The organism is Paenibacillus puldeungensis (genome assembly GCF_042678945.1).
In the GTDB taxonomy this organism is placed as follows: Bacteria; Bacillota; Bacilli; order Paenibacillales; family Paenibacillaceae; genus Fontibacillus; species Fontibacillus puldeungensis.
Genome location: NZ_JBHTLM010000021.1, coordinates 17926 through 36810 on the forward strand (window position 1 = coordinate 17926; position 18885 = coordinate 36810).

14 protein-coding genes are annotated in these 18885 nt (G+C 51.4%); 2 read left to right on the plus strand and 12 right to left on the minus strand.

Annotated features, from left to right (window positions below):
- Positions 1-32 precede the first annotated feature (32 nt).
- From ACFQ3W_RS21355 to ftsE, 4 genes are all read right to left on the minus strand, one after another.
- Positions 33-1484 (minus strand): S41 family peptidase, encoded by a 1452-nt coding sequence (locus ACFQ3W_RS21355; RefSeq protein WP_379321268.1) that lies wholly within the window; start codon positions 1482-1484, stop codon positions 33-35.
- Between the two features lie 192 nt (positions 1485-1676).
- Complete coding sequence (locus tag ACFQ3W_RS21360; RefSeq protein WP_379321322.1) at positions 1677-2915, minus strand: murein hydrolase activator EnvC family protein; 1239 nt, start codon at positions 2913-2915, stop codon at positions 1677-1679.
- A gap of 87 nt (positions 2916-3002) precedes the next feature.
- Positions 3003-3917, minus strand: a complete 915-nt coding sequence (gene ftsX / locus ACFQ3W_RS21365; RefSeq protein WP_379321269.1) for a permease-like cell division protein FtsX — start codon at positions 3915-3917, stop codon at positions 3003-3005.
- Complete coding sequence (gene ftsE, locus ACFQ3W_RS21370; protein WP_379321270.1) at positions 3907-4593, minus strand: cell division ATP-binding protein FtsE; 687 nt, start codon at positions 4591-4593, stop codon at positions 3907-3909. The genes ftsX and ftsE overlap by 11 nt, the downstream gene beginning before the upstream one ends.
- A 229-nt stretch (positions 4594-4822) precedes the next feature.
- Here ftsE and ACFQ3W_RS21375 point away from each other — a divergent pair, with 229 nt between their 5' ends.
- Positions 4823-6337: a VanW family protein gene (locus ACFQ3W_RS21375; RefSeq protein ID WP_379321271.1), complete on the plus strand. Its 1515-nt coding sequence runs from the start codon at positions 4823-4825 to the stop codon at positions 6335-6337.
- Positions 6338-6618: 281 nt separating this feature from the next.
- On the opposite strand, the gene ACFQ3W_RS21380 is transcribed toward ACFQ3W_RS21375, so the two are convergent.
- Positions 6619-7179 (minus strand): DNA-binding response regulator, encoded by a 561-nt coding sequence (locus ACFQ3W_RS21380; protein WP_379321323.1) that lies wholly within the window; start codon positions 7177-7179, stop codon positions 6619-6621.
- A 376-nt stretch (positions 7180-7555) separates the two neighbouring features.
- Between ACFQ3W_RS21380 and ACFQ3W_RS21385 the strand changes: the two genes are divergently transcribed.
- Entirely contained in the window at positions 7556-8779 is a 1224-nt protein-coding gene (locus tag ACFQ3W_RS21385) for a CynX/NimT family MFS transporter (RefSeq protein WP_379321272.1), read from the plus strand.
- An 82-nt stretch (positions 8780-8861) separates the two neighbouring features.
- On the opposite strand, the gene ACFQ3W_RS21390 is transcribed toward ACFQ3W_RS21385, so the two are convergent.
- The 7 genes from ACFQ3W_RS21390 to argJ all read right to left on the minus strand — a co-directional run bounded on the left by ACFQ3W_RS21390 (position 8862) and on the right by argJ (position 18838).
- A complete protein-coding gene (locus tag ACFQ3W_RS21390) occupies positions 8862-10862 on the minus strand; it encodes a methyl-accepting chemotaxis protein (protein ID WP_379321273.1) in 2001 nt (666 codons plus the stop codon).
- Between the two features lie 609 nt (positions 10863-11471).
- Positions 11472-12887, minus strand: a complete 1416-nt coding sequence (gene argH / locus ACFQ3W_RS21395; RefSeq protein WP_379321274.1) for an argininosuccinate lyase — start codon at positions 12885-12887, stop codon at positions 11472-11474.
- Between the two features lie 37 nt (positions 12888-12924).
- The gene (locus ACFQ3W_RS21400) at positions 12925-14166 is read right to left on the minus strand and encodes an argininosuccinate synthase (protein WP_379321275.1); all 1242 of its coding nucleotides are present in this window, start codon (positions 14164-14166) and stop codon (positions 12925-12927) included.
- A 22-nt stretch (positions 14167-14188) separates the two neighbouring features.
- Positions 14189-15151 carry an ornithine carbamoyltransferase gene (gene argF / locus ACFQ3W_RS21405; protein WP_379321276.1) on the minus strand — a complete coding sequence of 321 codons (963 nt, stop codon included), beginning with the start codon at positions 15149-15151 and terminating at the stop codon, positions 14189-14191.
- Positions 15152-15154: 3 nt separating this feature from the next.
- Positions 15155-16387 carry an acetylornithine transaminase gene (locus tag ACFQ3W_RS21410; RefSeq protein WP_379321277.1) on the minus strand — a complete coding sequence of 411 codons (1233 nt, stop codon included), beginning with the start codon at positions 16385-16387 and terminating at the stop codon, positions 15155-15157.
- A gap of 78 nt (positions 16388-16465) precedes the next feature.
- Positions 16466-17308: an acetylglutamate kinase gene (gene argB / locus ACFQ3W_RS21415; protein WP_379321278.1), complete on the minus strand. Its 843-nt coding sequence runs from the start codon at positions 17306-17308 to the stop codon at positions 16466-16468.
- 294 nt (positions 17309-17602) lie between these two features.
- Positions 17603-18838: a bifunctional glutamate N-acetyltransferase/amino-acid acetyltransferase ArgJ gene (gene argJ / locus ACFQ3W_RS21420; protein ID WP_379321279.1), complete on the minus strand. Its 1236-nt coding sequence runs from the start codon at positions 18836-18838 to the stop codon at positions 17603-17605.
- Positions 18839-18885 lie beyond the last annotated feature (47 nt).

Sequence of the window (18885 nt, forward strand, 5' to 3'; positions counted from 1 at the left end):
TTCAGCCTTCTTTAAGAATTCGACACGCTAGATCATATTTCCTTCCGGATTTCCTCCAGTGCCCGCTTTAACTGTGCATCGTTTTTCGGATCGCGGATGCTCTTGATAATGCTATCCTCAAGCGCTTTGGCCGTCTTGGCGTCCAGGACGCCACTTGCCTCGATATTTTGCGACGATTGGAACTGCTTTAGCGCCTGCTCCGTTTTTCGGTCAAAATAGCCGTCCTTGCGTCCCGGTTCAAGCCCCAGACCGTTCAGCATGATTTGTGCGCTCTTGATATCCTCGCCAACCATGTCGTATTTGAAGGTCTTCTCCTTGTCAATTCGCGCTACCGTAAAATAGTCCGGCTGAGCTACGGCAATATCAGGCTTGATCCCTTTTTTATGGATCCATTCCCCGTTTGGCGTGAGCCATTTGGCAATCGTAATTTTGAGCAGGCTGCCGTCGCCAATTTCCCGGGTGAAGCCAGATTGTACCGTTCCCTTGCCGTATGTCGTCTCGCCAATCAACTTGGCCCCTGCCGACTCCTTCAAAGCACCGGCCATAATCTCAGAAGCGCTGGCGCTCCCCTTATTCGTTAAGACAATAATAGGATACGTTTTTCCCGTGCTTGCTCCCTTTGAAACGGACTGTTCACGCTGCTTGTTTTTGTCCTCTACCTGGACGATCACTTTCCCCTTCGGTACGAACAGCCCACTCATTTCCTCTACCACATCCAGTACACCGCCCGGATTGTTTCGAACGTCGATAATTAAGCCCTTCAAGCCCTTCTTCTCCAATGCGGTCAGTTCCTTCTTAAACCGCTCCCCTGTATTGCTCGAAAACTCCGTAATCTCAATGATGCCAATTCCGCCGTTTTCCATACGAGAGTATACAGTTTCCATGGCGATATCATCACGGATGATTTTAAATTCCAAAACCGCCGAGGAACCTTCCCGCTTCACCTTAACCTTTGCTTCTGTGCCTTTGGGACCGCGAATTTTCTTGACCGCATCGTTCAAATTTAGTCCCTCAAACGATTGTCCATTCACCGACAGCAAAATATCCTTGGGTTGAATTCCGGCTTTCTCCGCCGGTGAACCTTTAATTGGAGAAACAACAACAACATTACCGTTCTCCATCGATACTTCCGCGCCGATTCCTGTAAAGGAACCTTCGATTTCTTCAGAAAACTGCTGCGCTGTTTCGGGAGCCATATACGAAGAGAAAGGATCTCCCAGCGCATCCATCATCCCGTCGATCGCACCGTCGACCAGCTTGTTTTGGTCCACCTTTTCCACATAGTTGTTCTCAACCAGCTTCAGCGCCGTCTCAATCTTTTGAACTCCATCCTTGCTGCTCCGCGCCTCGTTATCAGCAAAATTTCCGCTGCGCGTCGGAGCCGAACCGGCGAAGCTCCATTCTCCGGTCAAGGTCATGGTCAGCAGACTGCTGACGAGCATGGTCATCAGAACGAGCAGAGTTACAGTACGTCCCTTGAACATATAATGAAATCACCGCCTTTTTCAATATGTTGGCCCAGCGATAAGGCTGAGTAAGTCCTGGGAATAGTTGTCCCATAGTATATGTCCAGCCTGCGTTAAATATTTACAAGACTGAACAGAGTAAACAAAAACGGATAACTCATCCCGCATGGGGGGTGGCATCCGTTTTCGACGAACACAATATTAATATTATTATAAATAAGGCATTGGGTCCACCGGATTCCCGTTAATGCGAACTTCAAAGTGGCAGTGAGGTCCGGTCGAATTGCCTGTGCTGCCGACCTCTGCGACTTTCTCGCCTTTTTTCACCTGCTGGCCTTTTTCCACCGCGATACCGCCGTTGCGAATATGCCCGTACAATGTCCAGACATTATCACCATGGTCGATAATAACCGTGTTGCCATATCCGCTCCACCATTCTGCAACAATCACAACGCCGCCTTCGGCTGCGTGAATATCTGTGCCTTGCGGAGCCGCAAAGTCAACCCCAGTATGATCCTTTCTCACGCCGGTAATTGGATGAATCCGTGATCCAAATCCGGACGATATCCGGGCACCGTCTACAGGAAGGCCCATTGAGCCGCCGTTTCCTTTAAAGCCGCCACTGCTGCTTCCGCTACTGGTTCTTGAGGATGATTTTCTTTTATAGGTATATACCTGAGCCGCCTTAAGCTTGTTCTTCTCTTTCTCCAATGCGGCGCGTTTAGTGGCAAGCTCCACCAGCAAAGCTTCCTGGTCTGCGCTGATATCGTCAGATTCTTCAATATCGGAGTTGTATTTGGCGATCAACTGCTGTTTTTCATTCTCTTTGACTTCCAAATCGCTCTTACGATCTTCGGCATCGGCATACAGCTTTTTCACCTTGGCGTAATCCTGCTTGAGCTGCTCCTGCTGCTTCACGATCAGTTCTTTATCCCGCTTATGCTCGTCCAGCAAAACATGATCCTGGTTGGCTATAGCCTGCAGCGAATCGGCGCGCTCCAGAAAATCAGAAAAGCTCGTCGAGGACAACAATACGTCCAAGTAAGAGACCGCTCCATCGGTATACATCAAGCGAACTCTGGAGTCTAGTAAATGAGAGCGCTCCTGAATCCGGGCTTTCGTCTCTTCCAGCTTGGTCGCGGTATTCCGGAGATCATCCTCCGTTTTATCGATTTCAACCGATATTTTAGTTAATTCGTTGCTTACGGTATCAATTTGTCCCAGCAGCTGCTGTACATAATTCGTGTTCTTATTTACATAATGCTGCGCTTCCTGCTTCTGGTTCGCAGCCTGATCCTGCTGCTTCTTAGCCTGTTTGGCCTGCTCTTGAAGCTGTTTGAGCTCTTTATCGATCTGGCGTATCGTTTTGGTCTTGGCAAAGCCTTCGGTAGGTTGGAAGATTATAGCAGCTAAGGCGATAACGGCAATCATGGATATCCACTTTTTCAACTTCGTTTCCCCGTCCTTCTTTATCATCTTCAAAGCAAAAGGCTTGTTTAAACCGGCATCCTCTGCGAGGCTTTAAACAAATTTTTGCTAAACCTTCAAAAACTTGCGGATTGACATGGTACTGCCCCAAACGCCGATCAAAAGTCCAAGGCCAATGAGCAGTCCGCCGAGCCTTAACTGAATCTCCTCCATCGGTACGAGTCGGAAAGCCAAGGTCACATCAGATTTCACGGTTTCGGCCAATTCGTTATAACCGAAGAACAGAATCGCTACGGTAATTAGCGAGCCGATAAGGCCAATGAGCGCTCCCTCCACAAAAAACGGCCAACGTATGAAGGTGTTGGTTGCGCCTACGAGCTTCATAATCCCGATTTCGCGTCGGCGGGCCAAGATCGTAACCCGAATGGTGTTGGAAATCAGGAACATCGCCATAATGCCCAGGCCGGCGACAAACGCAAACCCGATATTGCGGATCGCTCTCGTAATTTTAAACAGCTTTTCGGTCGTACCTTGACCGTAATTGACTTTATAAATAGGCTTGTCTGAATATTTATCGTTAAGTGCAGTGATTTTGCTGGCTACGTAAGGGATTGTGGTCGGTTCAATGACTTCTATCTTAAACGTATCAGGGATCGGGTTCGTCTTCTCGTCGTAACCCTCCAGCAAATCCTTACCCTCGGCCCCGAGCTTCTTCTTGAAGTCCTTGAGCCCATCTGCTTTAGGAATCAGAGTTACGTGGCTGACTTCCTGCATTGAGCCGATATCGGTTGCGAGTTGATCACGTACTTTCTGCGTAACGTTCGATTTCAAGAAGGCTTTAATTTGCACCTGGCTGTCCGCTTCATCTGCAAAAGAGTTCACGTTAAGCACAAGCAAAATAAACACTCCTAAAATCAATAGAGACACAATAATCGAGGTGACGGATGCCACCGACATCCAGCCATTGCGAAACACATTTTTGGCGCCTTCTCGAAAATGGCGCAGGAGGGTACTAAAAATCATAACCGTACTCCCCTCTTAGCTGGTCACGTACGATGTTGCCGTGTTCTATTGCTATAACACGTTTGCGCATCGTGTTGACGATGTCTTTGTTGTGTGTAGCCATGACGATCGTGGTACCACGAAAGTTGATTTCATCCAGCAGCTGCATAATTCCCCATGACGTTTCGGGATCAAGGTTGCCTGTGGGCTCGTCCGCGATAATCACCGACGGGTTGTTGACGATCGCTCTGGCGATGGCCACACGCTGCTGCTCACCGCCCGAAAGCTGGGATGGGTCGCGATTAGCTTTATTTTTCAGTCCAACCAGGTCGAGCACCTCAATCACACGCTTCTTGATCACCTTCTTGGGAGCTTCAATAACCTCCAAGGCAAACGCTACATTTTCATAGGCTGTCAGCTTCGGCAGCAACCTGAAGTCCTGAAAAATGACGCCGATATTCCGGCGAACATAAGGAATCTTACGAGGTTTGAGCTTGCCGATATTAAAACCGTTTACGGAAATTTGTCCTTTTGTCGGAACTTCTTCCCGGTATATTAGCTTCATAAACGTCGATTTCCCCGCTCCGGAGGGACCGACCAAATAGACGAATTCATTACGGTCAATTTTTACGGAAACCCCTTTTAGGGCATGTGTTCCGTTCGGATATGTCTTCCAAACATCCTGCATTTCTATCACTTGATCACGTCCTAAACCTTTGATTCCTAATCGGTAAATGCCCTCAGTTTACTTTCGACACGTTCTTGCCAAATCCTTTAAAACCTGAGCAAATTCATTTCAGTCCGATATTTATTGTAACAAATATGTTACCTTTTGAGTACCCGAAAGTTCCCTCATTTCCATCATATATATAGTTGTACGAGGATTTTTCCAATTTCCCAATAGGTATTTCTTAAAGGAGCAGGCCATGGCAAAAAAAACTCTAGCAATAATTACTATAAGTCTCGTTGTGCTAATCGGCTCATTCGTGCTAGGTGCACTCTACCTATTTGCAAATCAAGGCACGATTCCCAAAGGAACGGTTGTTGCGGGCCTGGAGCTCGGCGGTTATAAGACCGATAAAGCCTACAGCCTTATTGATCAAGAAATTGCTAGGCTTGAGCAAAAGAACCTCATTATGGTGGTTGATGGGCGAGAGCTGACTATGACCTGGGCAAAAGCAGGAATTTCCTTTGATGCAGCATCATTCCGCGAGGCGGTCCAGCAGCTTTCTCGTGGCACATTGTGGGAACGGCTACGTACAAGATTCAATTTTAATAAGGTGTGGGGGCTTGAGGCCGCACTAGACCCAAAAACACTCGGCTCATTGTTTACCCCTGATTGGGAAAAAGAGCAGTTCGGTGTTCCAGTAGATGCCGTCCGAATGATTGCTCCAGATGACATGATTCGCTATATTCCCGGGCAATCGGTGCTGCGCATCGACCGGGAGCGGCTGAGCAGAGAGCTGACTAGTGCGGCAAACGACTGGGCTAGGCGACAAGTGCTTGGCGGAAACCACCATAACTTCCTTCCTCCGAACACTTCAGAGCCTATTAGGCTAGATGTACCGCTGCGCAGTATTCAGCCTAAAGTAACCGTAGAATCGCTAAAGCGCGAGGGCATTCGGCGAAAAATAACGCAATTTTCCACCGGGCTATCTACCAGCGGCCCCGGGCGGCGGCATAACGTCGCTGCGGCGGCTCGCAGTATCGATGGCATCGTGCTCGGACCGGGCGAAATTTTCGATTACGCCAAAGTTATCGAATACGCCGAGAAAACGTACGGCCTCCGCGAAGCGCCTGTCATATTCCGCGGTAAACTCGTACCGGGAATCGGCGGAGGCATTTGCCAGGTGTCCAGCACCCTTTACAATGCGGCAATTCGCACCGGACTTGAAATTGTCGAGCGCCGTAACCATTCCCTTCCGGTGAGCTACCTTCCCAAAGGACAAGACGCAACCTTTGCCAAAGACTACATTAATTTCCGCTTCAAAAATACCTCCGGTCACCATCTTCTGATCCGCGCCGAGGTTGAAAATGATCAACTCGTCGTGAAGCTGTTTGGGGATATGCCGGAAAATATCAGCTACACCATCGAGTCCCGCACGACAAAAATGCTCCCGTCGCCGGAGAAATACGTCACCAACTCATCGCTCCCATTTGGCAGCAAGCAGATTATTCTGAAGGGCACTACTGGATACGTCGTGGAAACATACCGAATCAAAAAAATCGATGGCCGGACAACGGACTCTGTCCTGCTCTCCAGGGACACCTACCCGCCGCAGCCTTCGGTCATCGCCGTGCCCGTAGCGGAGTCAGGGGGTGGAGCTGGCTCAAACCGACCCGGCTCTCCCGATTCGGGCCAATCCGCCCCCGCTCCTATGGAGCCAGTGCCCCCCTCCCCCTACGTGGAGGATGGTGTAAGCGGCCCAAATTTCCGATAAATCATTGGCCGCACATAGTCCATCCAGAAAATAAGGCCAAAAATTGGCCTTATTTTCCTCTTTTTACGTGAAGCCCATCGGATAGGGGTATTTTATGGCCCTATTTTGGGTTTTCTTACTGAAAACCTGCCCAAAATGGGGCATTCGCACAAAATAGGTACACAAAATTCCCTTATTTTTCGAAAAAGTGACTTTTTGAGGCGAATAGGGCCATAAAAGTCTCCTATTATTCGCCGCCAGTTCCCCCAACTTACCAGTCAAAGATCTGTAGCTACCGTGCATCATAGTTTTAAATGCTCACCTTCTACCACAAGCCGATAAGAGCGTATGCGCTCGCTGCCACTCGCTGGCTCGATCCAATTCTTTGCTGCTAATGACAGCAGCCACTTGCGGGCTGTTTTTCGCTCTACCCCCATGTGACGGCACACATCAGCCGGGGATATCGCTTTCCTCTCACGAAGGAAAAGACGAATCACCTCCCGCTCAACCCAATCTGCTTCGGCAAGCTGACGATTATCCCCAAACCATCTTCCCATGAACTGATGCAGCACTTGCTGACAGTAGCGCGGGCTCTCCTTAACATCATCAAGCGTAAATCGGAGCACCTGCCAGCCATCCATGACAAGATCGTTCTGACGCCTGCATTGATCGGAAAACTGCCACCGACTAATATTTTTCAGATGTGGACCATAGCCATCAATTTCAATCGCGAGCCGAACTCCCGAGCGTAAATAGGCAAAGTCAAGATACCGCGTCCCATCTTTGAAGTCACTAACTTCATATTCGGGATGCAGTTCATGAAAGTGTAGAAAAGCCGGCCACCATACGTTCTCCAAAAACATCTTTTCCGCGTATCCGTGCCCCTCCTGTAACCTCCTTGCGCCTTCACCATTTCGCTGCGCTAAGTGCGTATCAAAAAGCTCTGCGTAAGCCTCTTCAAATTGCAATCACTTTCACCATCTCTCTATAAAAAATAACGCCCCCTGCCGACGGGAACGTCCCGTTAACAGAAGGCGTGTGCTTCACGACTCCAACAGTTTACAAATTCCAAATTTATACTAGAATGGTTGTGTATTCATTTTACCTGATTACATAAAAAGAATAAAGCAGCTCATAAACTATGGATTGTAGTAAATGTTTACCTATGGTAAGGTAATCGTGCCTTATTCTCACAATCAAGGTTCAAGTTTACCGATTCTCAGGAGGACTCCATATTCAATGAATAATCATGAAAATAGCACATATCCCCGTTCTCAACCGCGCGGTGCCTCGGTTTGGCTGCTCATTACCGCCGTGCTGCTAACGGCTTCTGCCCTTCGTTCTCCGATTACCGGAGTTGGCTCCATTATCGGAGAGATCGAAGCCGCTACCGGCTTGTCCCATACGATGTCGGGCATGCTGACCACGCTGCCATTGATCGCCTTCTCAATCTTCGCCCTCACGGCCCCTAGGCTGTCCGCTTCGCTCGGCATGGAGCGAACGCTCTTTTACTCTATGCTTCTGATGACGGTCGGCATCGTGATCCGTTCCTTGCCTTCGGTTACGGCTCTCTTTGGCGGCACCGCGCTCATCGGCATCGCGATCGCTGTATGTAACGTGCTGCTTCCGGGTCTGATTAAAAAGGATTTCGCCCATAGAGTAGGCCTGATGACGAGCTTGTACACCTCAGCCCTAAACCTCTGGGCCGCCATCGCCTCCGGCATCAGCGTTCCGATTTCCCACAGCGCCTTCGGCTGGCGTGGGGCCTTGGGCTGTTGGGCGATCCTGACAATCATCACGGCGATCTTCTGGTTTCCCCTGCTTCGGCGTAAACCGCAGCGCCCAGTTCGTGTATCCGCCGCAGCTCACGCCGAGCTTAAACGCACCACGATCTGGCGTTCTCCGGTCGCCTGGCAGGTCACGATTTTTATGGGATTTCAATCGATCATGTTCTACGTTGGCATCTCCTGGCTTCCGGAAATTCTCCACGATCAGGGGATGAGCTCAGAAAAAGCCGGGTGGATGGTCTCCTTAATGCAGATGGTCAGTATGGCAGGATCGTTTGTAATGCCACTGATCGCGGCGCGGACCCACAGTCAAAAGATACTCTCCGCCGCTTCCGCCGCCTTGTTTTTTGTCGGGTTTGGCGGAATATGGCTGGCACCCACAGCGTTTGCGACATTGTTTATTATTTTAATCGGCCTTGGGTGCGGCACTACATTCGGTCTTGTCATCGTCTTCTTTGCCCTTCGTGCACGCACAGCTGAACAGGCGGCTGAGCTGTCCGGGATGGCCCAGTCGGTTGGCTACATTTTGGCTGCGTTTGGACCTACGCTGTTCGGCTTCATTCATGACCAAACCGGAAACTGGAACACGCCGCTTGCCGTCATCGTTGGCTTATCCATCTTTACGATTATTTTTGGCTATGCCGCCGGACGTAAGGGATACGTTGGTCCCAAGTAAACCTGAGTCCTATCAAAGCCAGTGAGCAAAACAAAAACCTCCAAAGCCCGACACAGGGTTTGGAGGTTTTGTTCATTCTAGGCTACAGCTTAAACCGATCAATCTGGTGATGCATATCCGCAGCCATCTTGGCCAAACCTTCCGATGCGGAGGTGATTTCCTCCGTGGTGGCAAGCTGCTGCTCGGTCGCAGCCGTCACACCTTGGAAGCTGTTCAAGCTTTGCGACGATGCAACCGCAATCCGTTCCACCGAGTCGGCTACTTCATCCGCACTAGCCGACATCTGCTGAGTAATCGCGGATACTTCATGAATTTGCTCCGAAATCCGTTTCGTCGAAACTTCAATGTCGCAGAAGGCGCTTTGTGCTTCTCCGGTGATGGAAATACCTTGTTCTACATTCGAGGTAACTTCTTTACTCATAACCTGATATGCTTTTTTCGTAAGCTCTGTCATCTGTGCTATATTGTCCTGAATCATTTCCGCGGTTTCACGTGACTGCGCAGCCAGCTTCCGTACTTGGGCGGCGACGACGGTGAAGCCTCGTCCGTGCTCGCCAGCTCTCGCTGCCTCAATCGAAGCATTAAGCGCGAGCAAATTCGTTTGCACCGCTATATCGGAAATCGCGCCGCTCATTCCGGCTACCTGCTCGCTTAAGTCATGCATCTGATTCATCAATGCAGCCGATTGCTCCGTCGTCCGACGGATTTCTTCCATTTGCCGTCCTACCTGGCTCACTTTCTCACTGCCGAGCTGTACGTCATTTTCCGTCTGAATCGAGGATTCGACAATCGTACCGGACGATTCGGCGATTTTGCGAATACCGAGTGACATTTCCTCCATCGTCTTGGCGGTGTCCTCGGAGGCTTTGGCCTGGGTTTCGGCGTCCGTGGACGCACCTTGCACCAGCTCTACCACATATTCAACGGCCTTCGCATTCTGCTCAGCACCAGCGTTGAGTTCTTCACTGGAAGCGGCTAGCTGGCTTGCGGTTTCCGACATTTCCTTCACCATACTCCGCAGTGATGCCAGCATTTCATTATAGTTTGCGGCAAGCTGACCAATTTCGTCCTTCCGTTTCGTCGTCACGTCTTCATTTAAATAACCTTCCGTAACCCGTTTAGCGGAATTATTTAAATGCTCAATCGGGCGGGTTATGTTCCGAACGACAAAGAAGAGCAGAATACTTGCCACCACCAATGTAACACCTACCGCAATAAGTCCGGTCCAAAAAATCGGCATGGAGGCATCGCTGAATTCTTTATTATCGAGCACGCCTACGACTTTAAAACCTGTAAGCTTGTTCGTTGTATAATAGGCGCTTTCCTGCACATTTGTTTTTTCATTTTCATAACCGTAAAATCCGGATTCCGAACCCTGCATTTTATTTAAATAATCGCCCTTCGCTTGTTCGCCAATGGCTATAGTCGGGTGAGAGGCATACTTGTTCGTACGATCCAGCAAATAAATATATCCATTTTCGCCCAGTCGAACCTGCTTGACCATCGCGTTCAAACTAGCCAGGTTCAAGGAGACCGAAACCGCCCCTTGCTTATTCTTCAGCGCCCGGCTGATATACAAGTTAAAATGGCCGGTAGTGGATGACTTAAAAGGATCGAGGATCACCGTCTCATCCGGACTTTTGAGCGAACCCTTATACCAATCTCTCTCCCGCGGATCGTACTGCTGCTGCTTGCCAGGATCGGGCGCCTTCATCCAGGAGCCTTTTTCGTTCCCGACGACGAGGATTTCCAGCTCAGGATGCTTCTCCATGAACAGATCAATTAAGCTCCGGGCTTCCGGTGACTTAGCATCCACTTGAGCGGAGTCGATTTGCATGGCCAACTGCTCAACATTGCGAACTTCCGCTTGCACGATATTGGTAAGGGAATCATTCATCAAGCTGATGCTCGATTTCATGTTGTCCTCCATTTTGGAGTGAAGCTCGTTGCTTGCGCTGTTATAACTGGAATATGAAATGAGTACGTTCGGAATGACAAGCATGCAGGCAAATAGAAACAACAATCGATTGCGCAGCTTTCGAATCTCCAAAAGACGTCTCAGTCGGGTGAAAAAGGTGGTCATAGTCCTCTCTCCTTCGGTGTTAAGTTTTCGCCTCACTAATCACAACATTTCAAGGATTGCTGAAAGACGGAAGAAAACCAGAAGTTGTTCATACTGGATGTACCCGCAATTCAGCTGCAGCTGCAAAATTCCCATCCCTACATAAACCATTTTTTTGTCTGCCATATGTAAAAAAATATACTGTACGGTATACTATTTATTTCGACATAATCCGACTGATTCTTTATGGTTTTCAGAAACTTTATGTAAATTGTTAAAATAATTTGGACAAAGATTGTTTGCAAAATACTTTCCACCACATTAGATGTATTTAGTGCAGTTATTTTTGGAAAAATTGTTGATTATGGAATTTTAACTGCATAATGTACATCTAAATTGGGGACTCAGCTATCGCGTGAGCTACTTTGTTCCTTTTAGCTGCACTTTTTACATCTAAATGCTCAATACTTCCAAAAAGACGATTTTTAACTGTATAAAATACATTTAGTAAGTTCCTTCAGCCCCCTTAAATAAAGATCATCTCCCAGGAACGATATAAACTCTGCCCCAAAAAAAGCGCAAATGCAGGGACCCTCATTCCCCCTGCATTAGCGCTTTTATTTACGCTTGTTATTTACTCTTTTCCTCGTACTCCTGAACCCATGCCCGGCCGCTTTCCAGCTTCCGCTCGGCCCGGCCAATCGCCGCAGCCACTTGGCCGGATGCCGTCCCGCCGTACACATTCCGCGCATTAACGACCGTTTCCGGCTGCAGTACCTGATAGATGCTGTCGTCAAACAGCGGCGAGAACTGCTTGAATTCCTCCAGCGATAAATCCAGCAAATATTTGCCGTGCTGAATGCAGTACAGCACTGTCTTGCCAATCACTTCGTGCGCCTGACGGAAAGGAAGGCCCTTACCTACCAGAAAGTCAGCGATGTCCGTTGCGTTCGAGAAGTCCTGATTGACGGCTTCGCGCATCCGCTCCTTGTTCACCTTCATGGTCGCAATCATTGGGGCGAACAATTGCAGAGCTCCCTGCAGCGTTGCGACCGTATCGAACATGCCTTCCTTGTCCTCCTGCATATCCTTGTTGTAGGCGAGAGGCAGCGACTTGAGCACGGTGAGCAGCCCCATCAGGTTGCCGTAGACGCGGCCGGTTTTGCCGCGGACAAGCTCGGGTACGTCCGGGTTTTTCTTCTGCGGCATAATGCTGCTACCGGTGCAGAATGCATCGTCCAGCTCAATGAAGCGGAATTCCGTACTGCTCCACAACACTAGCTCCTCGCTCAGGCGAGACAGATGCATCATGATCATCGAGGCGTTGGACAGAAACTCGATGATAAAGTCGCGGTCGCTAACCGCATCGAGACTGTTCTCATAGGCGCCGTCAAAATGCAGCTGCTCCGCGACAAAATGGCGATCGATCGGGAACGTCGTTCCCGCCAGCGCCCCTGCCCCGAGCGGCAGCACGTTGATGCGCTTGTAGCTGTCCTGCAGGCGTTCGATGTCCCGCTGAAACATGGAAACGTACGCCATTAAATGATGCGCGAACAGAATCGGCTGCGCCCGCTGCAAGTGGGTATAGCCTGGCACAATCGTATCCAGATTGGCTTTGGCTTGTCCCAGCAGCGCCTCCTGCAGATTTTGCAGCAATCCGGCAAATTCAATGACCCGTTTACGCAGGTAAAGGTGCATGTCCGTTGCGACCTGATCGTTCCGGCTGCGCCCGGTGTGCAGCTTGCCGCCGACCGGGCCCACCTCATCGATGAGCTGCTTCTCGATGTTCATGTGAATATCTTCATCCGCTACGGAATATTCCAGCTCGCCACGGCGTATTTTTTGCAAAATCGTATGCAGGCCTTCCTTAATTTTCTCAACATCCTCTTCCGGGACGATCCCGCATTTGCCCAGCATCGTGACATGTGCGAGGCTTCCCTGCACATCTTCCTCCGCCAGCGCTTTATCAAAACCGATAGAGGCGGTATATTCCTCCACTAACCGATTGGTCTGCTTCGTAAAGCGGCCACCCCAAAGCTTACTCAACTGACTCACTCCTTATTTGCATCCTGCTTGCTAGTTGCTATTTCTTGCTGTTATACTGCGCGACGCCGGAGCCGACTTTCAGCCGCAGGGCATTGAGATGAATGAAGCCTGTGGCATCGCCCTGGTCGTACGCCTGCGACGGATCGGCCTCCATCGTGGCAATGTTCGGATTGTACAGACTGACCGGACTTTTCACGCCGGCAGCAATCACATTGCCCTTGTACAGCTTCACGCGAACCGTCCCTGTTACGTTCTTTTGGCTTTCGGTCACCAAGGCCTGCAGCGCTAGGCGCTCCGGCGCGAACCAAAAGCCGTTATATACAAGGGTACTATAACGCGTAATCAAGCTATCCCGCAAATTCATCACTTCGCGGTCCATCGTCAGCGACTCCATTTTGCGGTGAGCAGCAAACAAAACCGTTCCGCCCGGGGTCTCATAGACGCCGCGGCTCTTCATGCCGACAAAGCGGTCTTCAACCATGTCTACACGGCCGATGCCATGCTTGCCGCCTAGCTCATTCAGCTTCTCCATAACGCCGAGTGGATCCAGCCGTTCGCCGTTCAGCGCAACACAGTCGCCCTGCTCAAATTCAAGCTCCAAATATTCCGGTTCATTCGGTGCATCCTCCGGCGATACGCTCAGCAAGTACATGCCTTTGTTTTCCGGCGCCGATGCGTCGAACCAAGGATCCTCCAGCATGCCGCTTTCGTAGCTGATATGCAGTAGGTTGCGGTCCATGGAGTACGGCTTCGCCGCCGATGCGGTTACCGGAATGCCGTTAGCCTCCGCATACGCGATCATTTCCGCACGGCCCGGGAAGCGGTCGCGGAATTCGCTCAGCCGCCAAGGGGCAATCACGGAAAGCTCCGGTGCAAGCGCCGCAACACCTAACTCAAAGCGAACCTGATCATTGCCTTTGCCGGTAGCGCCATGGGCAATCGCCGTCGCGCCTTCCGCCCGAGCAATCTCAACCATCCGCTTCGCAATCAGCGGACGGGCGATACTCGTGCCGAGCAAATACTGGCCTTCATAAAGCGCCCCCGATTGGAACATCGGATAAATAAAGTCTTTCGCGAATTCCTCGCGCAGATCGTCAATGTAAACCTTCGAAGCTCCGGTGGCCAGCGCTTTGGCTTCGAGCCCTTCAAGCTCTTCCTTCTGCCCGATATCGGCGGTAAACGCAATAATTTCCGCATCATAAGTCTCTTTAAGCCATTTCAAAATGACAGAGGTGTCGAGTCCGCCGGAATATGCTAGTACAATTTTGTCTTTTGCCATGATCCTTTATCCTCCTCAAAAGTTAACCGAGCAGAGCGGCCATCAGCGCTTTTTGCGCGTGCAGCCGGTTCTCCGCCTCATCAAAAATAATCGAATGTGTCCCGTCGATCACACTTGCGCTGACTTCCTCACCCCGGTGAGCAGGCAGGCAGTGCAAAAAGACGTAATCCGACTTCGCGAACCCTGCAAGCTCATCATTCACCTGATAATTACGGAAGGCAATCTCCCGCGCCTTTTGCTCCTCTTCAAAACCCATGCTCGCCCAAACATCCGTGTAGATAACATCGGCGTTCTCTACAGCTTCGCGCGGATCGCGCACGACCTCTATTTTGGCTCCGGTCAACTTGGCAATTTCCTGAGCGTCCGCTGTAATTTGCGGATCCGGTTCGTAGCCCTCCGGGCTCGCCACGGAAACGTCCACGCCCAGCTTGGCTCCGCCGATCATCAGGGAATGTGCCATATTGTTTCCATCGCCGACAAAAGCTAGTTTCAACCCTTGCAGCTTTCCTTTATGCTCATAAATTGTCTGATAGTCAGCCAGCACCTGGCAAGGGTGAGCCAAATCGCTCAGTCCGTTGATGACCGGCACGGTTGCGTAGCGGGCCAGATCTACGACCTTGTCGTGGCCGAAGGTACGAATCATGATGCCGTCCAAATATCGGGACATGACTCCAGCCGTATCAGCAATCGTTTCGCCGCGCCCGAGCTGAATATCATTTTTGCTTAAGAATAGCGCATGACCGCCTAATTGATAAGTCCCTACTTCAAAAGAAACCCGGGTCCGCGTCGACGATTTTTCGAAAATTAGTCCCATGGTTTTGCCTTTAAGCGGTTGATAAATCTCCCCGCTTTTTTGCTTATGCTTTAGCTCGATGGCCAGATCGATCAAATAATGAATTTCCTCGGTCGTGTAGTCCGTCAATTCAATAAAATCACGTCCGCTAAGGTTAATGGTGCTACGTTTCGTCTGATCCAGCAAACTCATGATTTATTTCCCCTCCTTGGCGGTATAAGCAGCAATGACTTTTGCCAGTATATTAACAGCCTGGTCGATCTCGTCACGAGTGACCTTTAAATTCGGGAGCAGACGAACGACGTTTGGACCGGCATTGACAAAAAGCAAACGCTGCTTCTGTCCTTCGGCGACCACATCGGACACCGGGCCTGCACATTCGATTCCGATCAAAAGGCCTTTGCCACGAATGTCTTTGACAAACGGCTCGTCTTTAAATGCGGCCTGCAGGCGGCTTATGAGGTAACGCCCCATCTCCTCGGCATGCTCCGGAATTTGCTCTTCGATCATCGTTTCAACCGTAGCAATGATCGCCGTCGCCGCAATCGGGTTGCCGCCAAAAGTGGAGGCATGACTTCCCGGCGAAAACGCCTCGCGAAGGTATTCCTTCGCCAGCATAGCCCCTGCCGCGATCCCGCTGGCAATACCTTTAGCCGCTGTAAAAATATCCGGCTCAATGCCGTAATGCTGATGCGCGAACCATTTGCCGGTACGGCCCATACCCGTTTGTACCTCATCGATGATAAGCAAAAGCCCCTGCTCCTTGCAAAGCGCGGCCAGCTCCTGCACGAATCCCGGGTCGACCGGATGAACGCCGCCTTCCGCCTGAACCATCTCCAGCATGACCGCCGCCGTGTTCGGGCCGATGGCTGCTTTTAAAGCTGGTATATCATGCAGCGGCACGGTGACGAAGCCTTCCGGCAGCGGCAGGAAGCCTTCCTTTACCTTTTGCTGCCCGGTCGCCGTCAACGTAGCCAGCGTCCGGCCATGGAACGACTGGGCGAAGGTGATGATTTCGTAGCGCTGCTCACCCTTAACCTTCTGGTGATAGCGCCGAGCCAGCTTAATCGCCGCTTCGTTCGCTTCGGCACCGCTATTGCAGAAAAACACGACGTCCGCGCAGCTGACCTGTGTCAGCAGACGGGCTGCCGTCTCCTGCTGCGGGATATGAAACAGGTTCGATACGTGCCACAGCTCGTCGAGCTGAGCTTTCACCTTGGCCTTTACCTTTTCCGGCGCATGGCCCAGATTGACAACCGCTAGACCACTCATGAAATCCAAGTAGCGGTTCCCCTGGTCATCCCAGACCCAGCTTCCTTGTCCTTTGACCAATGAAATCGGGTACCGCGAATAGCTCGGAAACAATGCGCTTGAACTTTCTTGGCCTGATGGAGAAGCCTTCTTTTCCTGCAGGTCACTTTGTGCCATCCTCATCCACTCCTATCCCTATGAAATTCTTTTAAATTTAATTTGATAAATCTTTTATCACCTTAAAGATCATGCGATCTATGACATCCGGACAATTCGCGTACCGATGCGCTCCCCGGACAGCACTTTGCCAAGTACGCCAGGCTCGCTGCCGTTGACGATGACGACTTCCTTTACTTTGCCGCTGATGCAGGACACCGCCGCGCGTACCTTCGGAATCATACCGCCATAAATTTCCCCGGTGAGAATCATATCTTCGATTTGCTGCACCGTAATCGTCTCAAGCACTTTTTTCTCGCCTTGCACTGTCTTCATAATGCCGGGCACATCGGTCACGACGATCATACGCGATGCCCCGAGCTCCGAGGCGACAGCCCCGGCTGCGGTGTCGGCGTTAATGTTGTAACGCTGGCCGCCTGCCCCAATCCCCACAGGCGCAATTACCGGGATATAGCCTAGAGTAAGTACACCGACGATTAAGGCAACATTCACTTCCGTCACGTCTCCTACCAGCCCCACTTCAGCGCTGGCCGCCACAGGTTTTGCCTTAAGCAGACCACCGTCAACTCCGGATAAGCCGAGCGCCGATCCGCCTGCCTGAGCAATGCGGCGTACGATCGTTTTGTTGATGCTGCCCGCCAGCACCATCTCTGCGACGTCCAGCACTTCCTCGGTCGTAAACCTTAGTCCGTTCACAAACTTCGTTTCAATCCCGAGCTTCTCCAGATTTTCCGAAATGGCTGGCCCCCCGCCGTGTACGATCACCGGCAAGACTCCGTTAGCCTGAAGCACCGCTAAATCGCTGTAAAAAGAATCCGGCAGCTCCGCAAGCGTACTGCCACCGCATTTCATCACGAACATCTGGCCTGCGCGAGGCTGGCACTCCGCCGAAGCTGCGGCGCTGTTCATTACGGTCGTCATCTTCATTTATGCCCCTTTCTAAATTGTTTTTATCTTAAGTGCGTGTTCAAAAAGTCAGGTTTTCAGCACCGAAGCATATGCTTCCGAAGTGCGTTTTTGCAAAACGCTTTAGATTGGATGAAGCTAGGGAATGAGTAGCGCAGCGTAGGTGGATCCTACGTGAGCAACTAAAATGTTTCCGAAGGAAACATGCTTCGTAAGCATATGCTCGGCCCGGCTGAATTCAAGATTCGACGTCGATTCTGCTTCGTGCCCCTACTTCGTGATCAAAAGATGACTTTTTGAACTACCTCTTTAAGTGCGGTATGCCGCATTGATACGTACATAATCATAGGTCAAGTCGCAGCCCCAGGCCGTTGCCTGGCCATTGCCGTTATGCAAATCGACGGTGATCGCGATGGTGTCGCCTTTCAAGTAGGCGAGCGCTTCCTCCTCGTCGAACGATACCGGACGGGAAGCGGACAAGACGACAATATCGCCAAGCTTGATGTCCACAGTGTCTGGATTGACGGGCTCCCCGGCGCGGCCGACCGCCGCGATGATCCGGCCCCAGTTAGCATCGGCGCCAAACACGGCCGATTTCACCAGGCTGGAACCGATAATGGTCTTGGCGATCACAGCGGCGGAAGCGTCGGTGACTGCCCCACTCACCTTCACCTCGACAAGGCGCGTAGCGCCTTCGCCGTCGCGGGCGATCGACATGGCAAGCCGTTCGCACACATGCCGGAAAGCGGCTGTGAACGCGTCCCAGTCTGCGTGCTTCGGGGACAGTTCCTCGTTGCCCGCAAGTCCGCTGGCCATGGTCAGCAGCATATCGTTCGTGCTGGTATCTCCGTCCACGGTAATCATATTAAACGTCACGTTGGTGGTGTCGCCGAGCAGCGCTTGCAGCGCCTGCGGCTCGATTGCGGCATCCGTCGTGACAAAAGCGAGCATCGTCGCCATATTCGGGTGAATCATCCCCGAGCCCTTGGCCGCTCCGGCGATGGTCACCTCTCGCCCGTCCACGGCCAGCTTGACACACACCTCTTTCTTGACGAGGTCGGTGGTCATAATCGCCTGGCAGAACTGCTCGGCACCCTCGCCACTGCCCGACACCGCTCCCGGCAGCCCGGTGATGCCGCCGTGCACGCGGTCCATCGGCAAAAGCTCGCCGATGACGCCGGTCGAGGCTACGGCGACTTCGTGCTCGCCGAGCCCAAACGCAGCGGCCGCCGCTTGGCGCATGGCGTACGCATCGGCCTCGCCCTGCGCGCCGGTGCAGGCGTTGGCGTTGCCGCTGTTGACCACGACGGCCCGGAGCCGCCGCCCTCCTGACGCGATGCTCTCACGCGTCACCTTCAGCGGGGCGGCCTGGAACACGTTCGTCGTGTACACTGCCGCGGCAACCGCAGGCACTTCGCACACAATGACCCCGAGGTCATTGCGTGATGTTTTTTTCAAACCACAGTGCAGTCCTCCGGCCTGGAATCCCTTCGGCGAAGTAATCGTTCCTTCCGGTGCCACACGAAATAAGCTAACCACTCCCATGACGCTCTCCCCTCAATCTCACAAATAGAATAAATCATAGTTTTCCC

Excerpts from the sequence above, each read along its gene's own strand:
- ACFQ3W_RS21355 (WP_379321268.1), bottom strand. The coding sequence starts at position 1,484 with ATGTTCAAGGGACGTACTGTAACTCTGCTCGTTCTGATGACCATGCTC.
- ftsX (WP_379321269.1), bottom strand. The coding sequence starts at position 3,917 with ATGATTTTTAGTACCCTCCTGCGCCATTTTCGAGAAGGCGCCAAAAAT.
- ACFQ3W_RS21375 (WP_379321271.1), top strand. The coding sequence starts at position 4,823 with ATGGCAAAAAAAACTCTAGCAATAATTACTATAAGTCTCGTTGTGCTA.
- ACFQ3W_RS21380 (WP_379321323.1), bottom strand. The coding sequence starts at position 7,179 with ATGTTTTTGGAGAACGTATGGTGGCCGGCTTTTCTACACTTTCATGAA.
- ACFQ3W_RS21385 (WP_379321272.1), top strand. The coding sequence starts at position 7,556 with ATGAATAATCATGAAAATAGCACATATCCCCGTTCTCAACCGCGCGGT.
- ACFQ3W_RS21390 (WP_379321273.1), bottom strand. The coding sequence starts at position 10,862 with ATGACCACCTTTTTCACCCGACTGAGACGTCTTTTGGAGATTCGAAAG.
- ACFQ3W_RS21400 (WP_379321275.1), bottom strand. The coding sequence starts at position 14,166 with ATGGCAAAAGACAAAATTGTACTAGCATATTCCGGCGGACTCGACACC.
- argF (WP_379321276.1), bottom strand. The coding sequence starts at position 15,151 with ATGAGTTTGCTGGATCAGACGAAACGTAGCACCATTAACCTTAGCGGA.
- ACFQ3W_RS21410 (WP_379321277.1), bottom strand. The coding sequence starts at position 16,387 with ATGGCACAAAGTGACCTGCAGGAAAAGAAGGCTTCTCCATCAGGCCAA.
- argB (WP_379321278.1), bottom strand. The coding sequence starts at position 17,308 with ATGACGACCGTAATGAACAGCGCCGCAGCTTCGGCGGAGTGCCAGCCT.
- argJ (WP_379321279.1), bottom strand. The coding sequence starts at position 18,838 with ATGGGAGTGGTTAGCTTATTTCGTGTGGCACCGGAAGGAACGATTACT.